Origin of the sequence: Citrobacter sp. wls757 (assembly GCF_005280935.1) — a bacterium.
GTDB lineage: Bacteria > Pseudomonadota > Gammaproteobacteria > Enterobacterales > Enterobacteriaceae > Citrobacter > Citrobacter portucalensis.
Genome location: NZ_SZWU01000016.1, coordinates 47,984 through 59,799 on the forward strand (window position 1 = coordinate 47,984; position 11,816 = coordinate 59,799).

The window sequence follows — 11,816 nt, forward strand, 5'->3', positions numbered from 1 at the left end:
GCTCCGGATAAACCTGTTGACCATCGACAAACGTTAATAACGACTCCGTTTGGTGCAATTTGTCTGCCGGAATAGCCATAATATCCTGATTAAGCACCGCAAAATCGGCGAGCTTACCTGCCTGCAAACTTCCCCTCTGCTGTTCTGCAAATTTACTGTGCCACTACATACCTTATCATGTGATGATCATCTGGAAAGCTGATGCCGCACCGCTACGCTGGCGATTCGCGCGCTGGCTAGCAGACGTTCGAACGAATGCCCGCAACGCGCTTTTCCCGACAGGCCAAGCATTGTGGTACTGACGTAATCAGTCAGGCTGTCAGCCTCTTTAGGATGCCGCTGTGCGATAAAGTCGTGAATTTTATGTTCGGCAGCCGAGTAGAAATTCCGCGCGACCTTCCGCGCCTGCGGATCGTTACTGTGCGTGCCCTCCAGGACCAAACATCCCGGCGCATGCGGATCTGCGGCATAACGTCGCGCCGCCTCTTCAAGCAGATCGGTAAGACATGCAGAAACGGGTTTGTCGGGGCGAAGAATGTCATCAAAAGGGATCGCCTCAGTTTGTACGTAGCGGTCAAGAACACGTTTATAAAGACCGATTTTATTCCCAAAAGCAGCATAGAAACTGGGGGGCTTGATCGACAACGCCGCGGTGACATCCGCCACGCTAACCGCGTCATAGCCATGTGCGTGAAACAAGGGTTGTACTTTGGCAACGGCCATTTCTGGATCAAAATTACGTGGGCGTCCAGGTGCACGAGTGCATTTTGTAGTGTTCATTACAAATCCATTGACAGAAAACAGTGCACCCATTATATATCGATCACTACATAATTGTTCAAGGAGTACCTCATGTCTTCTTTTAACGGCAAGTCAGTTCTGGTTCTTGGCGGCAGTCGTGGGATTGGCGCGGCTATCGTGCGCCGTTTTGCCACGGATGGCGCATCGGTTACCTTTACCTATTCAGGCTCCCCTGACGCTGCCAAAGCGCTTGCTGATGAGACGGGTACCCAGACAGCGCAAACCGATAGCGCCGACCGTAACGCCGTCATCAACCGGGTACGCGAAAGCGGCCCGCTGGACGTGCTGGTAGTTAATGCAGGCATTATTCTGTTTGGTGATGCGCTGGAGCAGGATCCGGATGACGTGGAGCGCCTGTTCCGGATTAACATTCACTCCCCATACTATGCGGCCGTGGAAGCGGCACGACAGATGCCTGACGGCGGACGCATTATCATTATTGGTTCTGTGAATGGCGACCGTATGCCTCTTGCTGGCCTGGCCTCTTATGCGGTGAGCAAATCAGCGCTGCAAGGGCTGGCCCGGGGGCTGGCCCGGGGGCTGGCACGTGATTTTGGACCGCGGGGCATTACGGTAAACGTGGTTCAACCGGGTCCTATTGATACCGATGCCAACCCGGAAGATGGCCCACTGAAAGAGGTGATGCACAGTTTTATGGCGCTAAAACGACATGGCCGTCCAGAGGAAGTTGCGGGAATGGTTGCCTGGCTTGCAGGCCCTGAGGCTGGGTTTGTGACGGGGGCAATGCATACAATTGACGGTGCGTTTGGCGCCTGACGGCCACCCTTAACACTTTTCTCAAACAGCAGTCCGAAGAGATATCTCTCCGGACTGCAATACTTTCTTAGTTCTCGGTATCCAGCTCGTCGAAGCTTTTAACCAGGTCATCAATCGCTTTAATCTGAGTCAGGAACTGTTCCAGTTTCGCCAGCGGCAGCGCGGATGGGCCATCGCATTTCGCATTGGCTGGATCCGGATGCGCTTCAATAAACAGACCGGCCAGACCTACCGCCATACCTGCGCGCGCCAGTTCGGTAACCTGCGCACGACGACCGCCGCTTGCTGCGCCAAACGGGTCACGGCATTGCAGCGCATGGGTAACGTCAAAAATCACCGGCGAGTTGCCAGAAACTTTCTTCATCACGCTGAAGCCCAGCATATCCACAACCAGGTTGTCATAACCAAAGTTCGCGCCACGGTCGCACAGAATTACTTTGTCGTTGCCGCCTTCATGGAATTTGTCCACGATATTGCCCATCTGGCCCGGGCTTACGAACTGTGGTTTTTTCACGTTGATAACGGCACCGGTTTTCGCCATCGCTTCCACCAGATCGGTCTGACGAGCGAGGAAGGCCGGCAGTTGAATCACATCCACCACGTCAGCAACAGGCTGAGCCTGGCTGGCTTCGTGAACGTCGGTGATCACTTTTACGCCAAAAGTCTGCTTCAGTTCCTGGAAGATTTTCATCCCTTCTTCAAGGCCAGGTCCACGGTAAGAGTGGATGGAAGAACGGTTGGCTTTATCAAAGGAGGCTTTGAACACGTAAGGGATACCCAGTTTTTGAGTAACGGTTACGTAGTGCTCACAAATGCGCATCGCCAGATCGCGGGATTCCAGCACGTTCATTCCGCCAAACAGCACGAACGGCAGGTCATTTGCCACGTTGATGTCGCCAATGCTAACCACTTTTTGTTTCATAGGATCGCCTTAAACGGTAGGTAAAGTGTCATTAATCAATGCAATACAATTTGCTTGTGCGAAATAGTATTAATCTGCGCACGAATCATTTCACTGATCGGGTCTTCCGGACACTGTTCAACGAAATAACTTAAATCTGTCAGCGCAACATGTTCACACTCCAGTTGCGCGTAAATTAATCCACGATCGCGTATTTCATACGGATCTTCAGGATTAAACTGTAATAGTGCTTCGCTGGCACGCAACGCCAGCTCCATTTGCCGCTCTTCCATCAGCGATGATTTCAGCGTGTCGAGCAGCTTACGAATTACTTCTGCATTATCCGCCTCATCCAGGTCTTCGTTAAACAGCTCCGCGACCGGGCTGATATTCCCCTTCAGCCACACTTCCAGCGTGTGCTCATTTAACGTTTCGCCATTGAACGGATTGATTAGCCACATTTCGCCATCGAGCGATTCAATACGCAGGATGAGTTGTGTCGGGAAAATCACCGGCACCAGCGGCAGCTCCAGTCGGTTGGCAATCCACAATAAGATCGCACCCAGGGATACGGCGCTGCCCTGACGATTTTTCAGTACCTGATCAAGCCATAGTGCATCAGAAAGACGATAGACGCCGTGGGTATCCGTAAACCCCCATTCGCCGTAAAAAAGTGCCAGCAGTTTTTCCAGTTGCTCATCCTGAGACAGGAGCTGGCTAATTTCTTCTTGCGCCAGACTGACCAGACGTTCCAGTTCGTCATAGACAGTTTGTGTTGGAAAATCCAGACGGATAGACTCCGACGCCAGGATCATCCCATCACACAATGGCGCTTTATTAAATTCGAAATCAGCTAACGACCTCATGCTTACCCCAGTAACGGTATTTTTGTGGTGGCGAGTTTAATGATGATGTACAGCACCACCAGCGCCAGCGGAAAAGCGATTAATCGCGCCTGCTGACTGCGCGCTCGACGATAATCGAGCGCAATAAAACCCAAAACGATGTAAATGATAACCCCAAACAGCTTTTCAGTCAGCCATGTCCCGTGCTCAGTGAATGGCAGGATGTGCGCTTTAACCATTAACGCTACGCCGCTGAGTAATAAAACGGTATCGACAACCGGCGGCACGATGCGCGTCCAGCGCGCGCAGGCAAGGCGCGAGTCGGTGTAACGCCACCAAAATCGCAGCGTCAGCAAACCAACCGAAAGCGCAATGCTGATGAGATGGACGTTGAGTAACACACCGAAGGTACTCATGATGGGATGCGTCCAAGCGTAATTCGCTCGTTGCCGCCATAGTCACGACAGGTTTCAACTGCCACGTAACCCGCACGAGTAAAGGCATCACGGACGACCTCGCCCTGCTGCCAACCATGTTCCAGCAACAGATAGCCGCCGGGCGTTAACACGCACTGAGACTGGTCAATGATATGCACGATATCCGCCAGCCCCTGATCGCCCGCCACCAGCGCCGACAGCGGTTCAAAGCGAACGTCGCCTTGCGCCAGGTGCGGATCCTGTTCGTCGATATACGGCGGATTGCTGACAATCATGTCAAACTGCTGTCCCTGCAATGCACTGAACCAGTTACTTTGCAGCACGCAAACATTGTCGATGCCCAGTTGCTGCTTGTTGCGAATGGCCAGTGCCACGGCATCAGGCATGCGGTCTACGGCAGTCACTGCACAATCCGGACGCTCGGTTGCCAGCGCCAACGCAATGGCACCCGTGCCGGTTCCCAAATCAAGAATACGACACGCTGAGGCCGGCAGGCGAGCCAGCGCCTGCTCCACCAGACACTCGGTATCCGGACGCGGAATAAGCGTGGCTGGAGACACAAACAGCGGCAACGACCAGAACTCGCGCACACCGGTTAAGTGTGCCACCGGCTCTCCCCGCTGACGCCGCTCCAGTAGCGTATCAAGCTGTTGACGCTGCGCCTCGGTTAACTCCGTTTCGCCGAAAGCCAGAATAAAGGTGCGCCCTTTGCCAGTAACGAACTCGAGTAAAATCTCGGCGTCACGGCGCGGGCTTTCGCTTGCCTGTAATTGGCTAATCGCCTCACGCAGCCAGTGCTGATAATCCATTAATCCTGCTCGGACAACGCCGCCAGTTGGTCGGCCTGGTATTCCTGGACAATCGGCTCAATGAGCATATCCAGTTTGCCTTCCATCGCTTCATCCAGACGGTAGAGCGTCAGGTTAATGCGGTGATCGGTCACACGACCCTGCGGGAAGTTATAAGTACGGTTACGATCGCTGCGATCGCCACTGCCCAACAGGTTGCGACGCTCAGAGGCTTCCGCCTGTTGACGTCTTGCCACTTCGGCGGCACGAATTCGCGCCCCCAGCACCGACATCGCTTTGGCTTTGTTTTTATGCTGTGAACGTTCGTCCTGGCATTCCACTACGATACCGGTCGGTAAGTGGGTAATACGGATTGCGGAGTCGGTGGTGTTAACGTGCTGACCGCCCGCGCCTGATGAACGGAAGGTGTCAATACGCAGATCGGCCGGGTTGATGTCCGGCAGTTCGGCATCCGGCAGTTCCGGCATAACCGCGACCGTACAGGCAGAGGTATGAATACGCCCCTGCGATTCCGTCGCAGGTACGCGCTGCACGCGATGGCCGCCAGACTCAAACTTCAGTCGCCCGTAAACGCCTTCGCCGCTAATCTTGGCAATGACTTCTTTAAACCCGCCATGCTCGCCTTCGCTGGCGCTCATGATCTCAACCCGCCAGCGACGCGATTCAGCGTAACGGCTGTACATGCGGAACAGATCGCCGGCAAACAGCGCCGCTTCATCACCACCGGTTCCCGCGCGCACTTCGAGGAAGGCGTTACGTTCGTCATCGGGATCTTTAGGTAATAGCAGGACCTGCAGATGCTGTTCCAGCTGCTCACATTTCTCTTTTGCTTCGCGCAGTTCATCCTGCGCCATTTCACGCATTTCAGGATCGTCGAGCATCATCTGAGCCGTCTCGATATCTTCCTGAACCTGTTGCCAGTCCGTAAAACAGCGAGATACATCGCTTAATTGCGCATATTCGCGCGACAGCGCACGAAAGCGATCCTGGTCTGCGATAGTACCCGCATCACCGAGCAGCGCCTGAACTTCTTCATGGCGTTCATGCAGGGCTTCCAGTTTGGCAACGATAGAAGGCTTCATAGGCGTAAATGCACCCTGTAAAAAATAAGATTGGTGTGCTGCTACTCCAGCCCGAGGCTGTCGCGCAGAATATTCAGGCGTTCACTATCCCCGTCACGGGCGGCCTGTTGAAGTGATTTGGTTGGTGCATGAATCAGGCGATTGGTCAGTTTCCAGGCCAGATCCTGCATAATGGCTTGCGCATCACCGCCCTGTTGAAGAGCGGCCAACGCTTTGGCGGTCAGTTCATCACGGATCTGTTCTGACTGACTGCGATACTCGCGAATAGTGTCGCTTGCGCCCTGGGCGCGTAGCCAGGCCATAAACTCGCTGGCTTCCTGCTCCACTATCGTTTCGGCTTCCACCGCCGCCGCTTTGCGCTGGGCCAGGTTATGCGAAATGATGCTTTGCAGGTCATCAACACTGTACAGATAGGCGTTAGACAATTTACCCACTTCCGGCTCGACATCGCGCGGTACGGCGATATCCACCAGCAACATAGGCTGATTGCGGCGGTTTTTAAGCGCACGTTCCACCATTCCTTTGCCGATAATCGGCAGCGGACTGGCGGTAGAACTGATAATGATATCGGCATCCTGTAAACGCGCGTCTATATCACTCAGTGAAATCACCTCGGCGCCGACTTCATCCGCCAGCACCTGCGCACGCTCGCGAGTGCGGTTGGCGATGATCATTTTCTTCACTTTGTGCTCGCGCAGATGTCGCGCAACCAGCTCAATGGTTTCGCCCGCACCGACTAACAGCACGGTTACCGTGGAGAGCGATTCAAATATCTGCCGCGCCAGGGTACAGGCGGCAAACGCCACCGACACGGCGCTGGCGCCGATGTCAGTTTCTGTACGTACACGTTTTGCGACAGAAAATGATTTCTGGAACATGCGTTCCAGCGCACTGGCGTTCAGGTGACCTTTTTGCGAATCCGCAAACGCTTTTTTCACCTGCCCAAGAATTTGCGGTTCACCGAGCACCAGTGAATCCAGACCGCTGGCAACACGCATCAAATGACTGACCGCGTCGTTGTCCTGGTGCCAGTACAAGCTGTTGCGCAGATCTTCTTCATTGAGGTTATGGTATTCACACAGCCAGCGAACCAGCGCTTCTTGCAGGTTATCCTGCTCTTCAACGCTGAGATACAGCTCCGTGCGGTTACACGTCGACAGCACTACCCCGCCCTGCACCATTGGCTGCGCGAGCAGGCTGTCCAGCGCCTGATCGAGCGTATCCGGCGAAAACGTTACGCGTTCTCGCAGCGATACAGGTGCCGTTTTATGGTTAATACCAAGCGCTAAAAGGGTCATGTGTGCGGGAATAGTACCAGCGTTGATAAGGTTAGACTGGGTGCATCATACAGGATGCGTGCGGTCAATAAAAGAGACTGACCCCTTTTGGAGTAATAGCTTAGTGCACAAATTTAAGCGATTTAAGATAACTTGAACGTAGACGATGTCTGATGGCGGCGCTAGCATTAAGAGTTATAACTGCAACGTATCTCAAGGATTTGTCATCATTATGACCCTGCCTGATTTTCGCCTGATTCGCCTGCTGCCGCTGGCGGCCCTGGTTCTTACTGCCTGTACGCTCAACGCGCCTAAAGGTCCCGGTAAAAGCCCCGATTCTCCGCAGTGGCGCCAGCACCAACAGGAAGTTCGCGCCCTGAACCAGTATCAGACGCGTGGTGCGTTTGCCTATATTTCCGATCAACAGAAAGTGTATGCCCGCTTTTTCTGGCAGCAAACCGGTCAGGATCGCTATCGTCTCCTGCTGACCAACCCACTGGGCAGCACGGAACTGGAACTTAATGCGCAGCCTGGCAACGTCGAACTGGTCGATAACAAAGGCAAGCATTACACCGCCGACGATGCTGAAGAGATGATCGGCAAACTGACCGGCATGCCTATCCCATTAAACAGCCTGCGCCAGTGGATCCTTGGACTGCCAGGTGACGCCACCGATTATAAGCTCGACGACCAATATCGTCTGAGTGAAGTGAACTACAGCAAAGACGGTAAAAACTGGAAAGTGGTCTATAGCGCCTACGACATCAAAACCCAGCCAGCGATGCCAGCAAACATGGAGCTGTCCGACGGCTCCCAGCGTATTAAGCTGAAAATGGATAACTGGATTGTGAAATGATGACCCATTGGCTCTCTCCGGCAAAACTGAATTTGTTTTTATACATCACCGGACAGCGTGCGGACGGTTACCACACGCTGCAGACCTTATTTCAGTTTCTTGATTATGGCGACACGATAGATATTGCACCGCGTAGCGACGGCGAAATTCACCTGTTAACCCCAGTGGAAGGCGTTGCGCATGAAGACAATCTGATCGTCCGTGCGGCACGTTTGCTGATGAAAGCGGCATCTGAAAGCAATCGCCTTCCCAAAGGGAGTGGTGCGGACATCAGTATCGACAAACGCCTGCCGATGGGCGGCGGTCTTGGCGGAGGTTCGTCTAATGCGGCAACCGTTCTGGTGGCGCTGAATCATCTCTGGCAGTGCGGACTTTCGGTTGATGAACTGGCGGCACTCGGCTTAACGCTGGGGGCGGATGTTCCCGTATTCGTGCGCGGCCATGCGGCCTTTGCCGAAGGCGTTGGCGAAATTCTGACGCCGGTCGAGCCTGAGGAAAAGTGGTATCTGGTTGCTCATCCGGGAGTCAGTATTCCGACACCGGTGATTTTTAACGATCCCGACCTCCCGCGCAACACGCCAAAAAGGTCAATAAAAACGTTACTAAAATGTGAATTCGGCAATGATTGCGAGGTTATCGCAAGAAAACGTTTTCGCGAGGTTGATGCGGCGCTTTCCTGGCTGTTAGAATACGCGCCGTCGCGCCTGACTGGTACAGGGGCTTGTGTCTTTGCTGAATTTGACACTGAGTCTCGTGCTCGCCAGGTGCTTGAGCAAGCCCCGGAATGGCTCAAAGGCTTTGTGGCGAAAGGCGTCAACCTCTCCCCATTGCACAGAGCGTTACTCTAAATCCTTCGGATTTCAGGAAGATGGCGAAATGACGAATCGCCAGGTGCATACAACTTCAGTATGTAACTGGTGTGAGGAATTGATGCCAGCGCAAATGAAACGCGAAAGATAAAGAGTAAGCCGGGCAAGCTGAGTTGCGGTGACAACGTCACCCTGTTCCAGACGTTGCATCGCGCTCTTTAATACACCGCATGGAGAGGATACTGCCTGGCCCGCACAGTTTTCGGCAGATTCTTTCCACCAATGGACGCATGCCTGAGGTTCTTCTCGTGCCTGATATGAAGCTTTTTGCTGGTAACGCCACCCCGGAACTAGCACAACGTATTGCCAACCGCCTGTACACTTCACTCGGCGACGCCGCTGTAGGTCGCTTTAGCGACGGCGAAGTCAGCGTACAAATTAATGAAAATGTACGCGGTGGTGATATTTTCATCATCCAGTCCACTTGTGCCCCTACTAACGACAACCTGATGGAATTGGTCGTTATGGTTGATGCGCTGCGCCGTGCTTCCGCAGGCCGTATCACCGCCGTTATTCCTTACTTCGGCTATGCACGTCAGGATCGTCGCGTACGTTCCGCTCGTGTACCGATTACCGCTAAAGTCGTCGCTGATTTCCTGTCCAGCGTTGGCGTTGACCGCGTCCTCACCGTTGACCTGCATGCTGAACAGATCCAGGGCTTCTTTGACGTACCGGTTGATAACGTATTCGGTAGCCCGATCCTGTTAGAAGACATGCTGCAGCTGAACCTGGACAACCCGATTGTGGTTTCTCCGGATATCGGTGGCGTCGTGCGTGCCCGCGCTATCGCTAAACTGCTGAACGATACCGACATGGCTATCATCGACAAACGTCGCCCTCGTGCGAACGTTTCTCAGGTGATGCACATTATTGGTGACGTTGCAGGTCGTGACTGTGTTCTGGTTGATGACATGATCGATACCGGCGGTACGCTGTGCAAAGCAGCAGAAGCACTGAAAGAACGTGGTGCTAAACGCGTATTTGCTTACGCCACTCACCCGATCTTCTCAGGTAATGCGGCAAACAACCTGCGCAACTCAGTGATTGATGAAGTCGTTGTCTGTGACACTATCCCACTGACTGACGAAATCAAAGCGCTGCCAAACGTGCGTACATTGACCCTGTCGGGTATGCTGGCCGAAGCGATTCGTCGTATCAGCAACGAAGAATCCATCTCTGCTATGTTCGAGCATTAATCGAGCCCGGCTCAAAAACCCGCTGCGGCGGGTTTTTTTATCTGCAATACTTATTTGTATGACTTATGCCTCCTTCACCTGCCATTTAGTTGACAGATGATGCGCTCATGGATGAAACATTATTGTGAACAGATTATTTTCCTCACATGTGATGCCTTTCCGCGCCCTCATCGACGCTTGTTGGAAAGAAAAATATACCGCTTCTCGCTTTACCCGTGACCTGATCGCCGGGATAACCGTTGGGATCATCGCCATTCCGCTGGCAATGGCCCTGGCAATAGGCAGTGGCGTTGCGCCGCAGTACGGCCTGTATACCTCAGCCGTCGCTGGGATTGTTATCGCCCTTACCGGGGGATCGCGCTTTAGCGTATCTGGCCCAACCGCCGCCTTCGTGGTGATTCTGTATCCGGTGTCGCAACAGTTTGGGCTGGCAGGCCTGCTGGTTGCCACGCTTATGTCCGGGATATTCCTGATCCTTTTCGGCCTCGCTCGTTTTGGCCGCCTGATCGAATATATCCCCGTGTCGGTAACGTTAGGTTTTACATCGGGTATTGGTATCACCATCGGTACCATGCAGATTAAAGATTTTCTTGGCCTGCAGATGGCCCATGTCCCGGAGCACTATCTGCAGAAGGTTGGCGCGCTGTTTATGGCCTTGCCGACCATCAATTTCGGCGATGCCGCCATTGGCGTAGTGACGCTGGGGATCCTGATTTTCTGGCCGCGCCTGGGGATCCGGCTGCCGGGTCACCTTCCCGCACTGCTGGCAGGCTGTGCGGTAATGGGTATCGTGAACCTGACCGGCGGCCATGTCGCCACTATTGGTTCTCAGTTCCACTACATTCTGGCTGACGGCTCACAGGGTAATGGTATCCCGCAGTTGCTGCCGCAGCTGGTCCTGCCGTGGAATATGCCGGAATCAAACTTTACCCTGAGCTGGAGCTCGTTACAGGCGCTGTTACCGGCAGCCTTCTCGATGGCGATGCTGGGGGCAATTGAATCTCTGCTGTGCGCCGTCGTACTCGATGGGATGACCGGCACCAAGCATAAAGCTAACAGCGAGTTGATTGGCCAGGGGCTGGGTAACATCGTGGCACCGTTCTTTGGCGGTATCACCGCCACAGCGGCAATTGCCCGCTCTGCGGCAAACGTCCGCGCCGGGGCGACCTCGCCAATCTCTGCGGTTATCCACGCGATTCTGGTGATCCTTGCCCTGCTGGTACTTGCACCGCTGCTTTCCTGGTTACCGCTTTCCGCCATGGCCGCCCTGCTGCTGATGGTGGCATGGAACATGAGTGAAGCGCATAAAGTCGTGGATTTGCTGCGCCATGCACCGAAAGACGACATCATTGTCATGCTGATGTGTATGTCGCTGACGGTACTGTTCGACATGGTTATTGCCATCAGCGTCGGTATCGTTCTCGCCTCTCTGCTGTTTATGCGTCGTATTGCGCGCATGACTCGCCTGGCGCCGGTCAACGTAGACGTACCGGACGATGTGCTGGTGCTGCGCGTTATTGGTCCGCTGTTCTTTGCCGCGGCGGAAGGATTATTTACCGATCTCGAGTCGCGTATTGAAGGTAAACGCATCGTAGTCTTGAAGTGGGACGCGGTCCCGGTACTGGATGCCGGTGGCCTGGACGCTTTCCAGCGCTTTGTAAAACGTCTGCCGGAAGGTTGTGAATTACGCATCAGTAATCTGGAATTCCAGCCGCTACGTACCATGGCGCGCGCGGGCATTCAGCCGATTGCCGGGCGCCTGACGTTCTTCCCGAATAAAGATGCTGCGCTAGCAGATATCCGCTGACGTGTAGCCCGGCCAGGCGAAACGCCGCCGGATTACAAATGACAGACAAAAAAATGGCTCCCATACGTGGGTAATGCTCGTCAGTTAAGCATGTATGGTGAACATGTGATTCTTGCTCAGGGTTCCGTTCACCTCAGCGATGTCATTTCTCTGAAGCGC

The 11,816-nt window shown here is 54.0% G+C and carries 12 protein-coding genes and 1 pseudogene; 5 read left to right on the forward strand and 8 right to left on the reverse strand.

The window, feature by feature from the left end:
• Nucleotides 1-133 (reverse strand): annotated as a pseudogene (locus tag FDW94_RS04495) (amidohydrolase family protein); the annotation flags it as partial.
• A gap of 53 nt (nucleotides 134-186) precedes the next feature.
• Complete coding sequence (locus FDW94_RS04500) at nucleotides 187-780, reverse strand: TetR/AcrR family transcriptional regulator (protein WP_137377200.1); 594 nt, start codon at nucleotides 778-780, stop codon at nucleotides 187-189.
• A gap of 72 nt (nucleotides 781-852) precedes the next feature.
• On the opposite strand from FDW94_RS04500, the gene bdcA reads away from it, so the two are divergent.
• Nucleotides 853-1,578, forward strand: coding sequence for an SDR family oxidoreductase (gene bdcA, locus FDW94_RS04505; RefSeq protein WP_137377201.1), 726 nt, complete (start codon nucleotides 853-855; stop codon nucleotides 1,576-1,578).
• A gap of 67 nt (nucleotides 1,579-1,645) precedes the next feature.
• Here the strand turns inward: bdcA and kdsA are convergent, their stop codons facing one another.
• From kdsA to hemA, 6 genes are read right to left on the reverse strand one after another with little or no spacing between them, the layout of a single operon-like run.
• Nucleotides 1,646-2,500, reverse strand: a complete 855-nt coding sequence (gene kdsA, locus FDW94_RS04510) for a 3-deoxy-8-phosphooctulonate synthase (RefSeq protein ID WP_003020772.1) — start codon at nucleotides 2,498-2,500, stop codon at nucleotides 1,646-1,648.
• Between the two features lie 35 nt (nucleotides 2,501-2,535).
• On the reverse strand, nucleotides 2,536-3,345 hold the full coding sequence (gene sirB1 / locus FDW94_RS04515) for an invasion regulator SirB1 (RefSeq protein WP_003020775.1): 810 nt from the start codon (nucleotides 3,343-3,345) through the stop codon (nucleotides 2,536-2,538).
• Between the two features lie 2 nt (nucleotides 3,346-3,347).
• Nucleotides 3,348-3,740: an invasion regulator SirB2 gene (gene sirB2 / locus FDW94_RS04520; RefSeq protein WP_032943708.1), complete on the reverse strand. Its 393-nt coding sequence runs from the start codon at nucleotides 3,738-3,740 to the stop codon at nucleotides 3,348-3,350.
• Nucleotides 3,737-4,570: a peptide chain release factor N(5)-glutamine methyltransferase gene (prmC, locus tag FDW94_RS04525; RefSeq protein WP_137377202.1), complete on the reverse strand. Its 834-nt coding sequence runs from the start codon at nucleotides 4,568-4,570 to the stop codon at nucleotides 3,737-3,739. Before prmC ends, sirB2 begins: the two co-directional genes overlap by 4 nt.
• Complete coding sequence (gene prfA / locus FDW94_RS04530) at nucleotides 4,570-5,652, reverse strand: peptide chain release factor 1 (RefSeq protein WP_003020786.1); 1,083 nt, start codon at nucleotides 5,650-5,652, stop codon at nucleotides 4,570-4,572. Before prfA ends, prmC begins: the two co-directional genes overlap by 1 nt.
• Before the next feature lie 41 nt (nucleotides 5,653-5,693).
• On the reverse strand, nucleotides 5,694-6,950 hold the full coding sequence (gene hemA / locus FDW94_RS04535; RefSeq protein ID WP_003833420.1) for a glutamyl-tRNA reductase: 1,257 nt from the start codon (nucleotides 6,948-6,950) through the stop codon (nucleotides 5,694-5,696).
• Nucleotides 6,951-7,161: 211 nt separating this feature from the next.
• Between hemA and lolB the strand changes: the two genes are divergently transcribed.
• From lolB to dauA, 4 genes are all read left to right on the forward strand, one after another.
• Nucleotides 7,162-7,785 carry a lipoprotein insertase outer membrane protein LolB gene (lolB, locus tag FDW94_RS04540; protein WP_137377203.1) on the forward strand — a complete coding sequence of 208 codons (624 nt, stop codon included), beginning with the start codon at nucleotides 7,162-7,164 and terminating at the stop codon, nucleotides 7,783-7,785.
• Entirely contained in the window at nucleotides 7,782-8,633 is an 852-nt protein-coding gene (gene ispE / locus FDW94_RS04545; protein ID WP_137377204.1) for a 4-(cytidine 5'-diphospho)-2-C-methyl-D-erythritol kinase, read from the forward strand. Before lolB ends, ispE begins: the two co-directional genes overlap by 4 nt.
• Before the next feature lie 269 nt (nucleotides 8,634-8,902).
• Nucleotides 8,903-9,850 (forward strand): ribose-phosphate diphosphokinase, encoded by a 948-nt coding sequence (prs, locus tag FDW94_RS04550; RefSeq protein ID WP_001518537.1) that lies wholly within the window; start codon nucleotides 8,903-8,905, stop codon nucleotides 9,848-9,850.
• 124 nt (nucleotides 9,851-9,974) lie between these two features.
• Nucleotides 9,975-11,657 (forward strand): C4-dicarboxylic acid transporter DauA, encoded by a 1,683-nt coding sequence (gene dauA / locus FDW94_RS04555; RefSeq protein ID WP_071692414.1) that lies wholly within the window; start codon nucleotides 9,975-9,977, stop codon nucleotides 11,655-11,657.
• Nucleotides 11,658-11,816 lie beyond the last annotated feature (159 nt).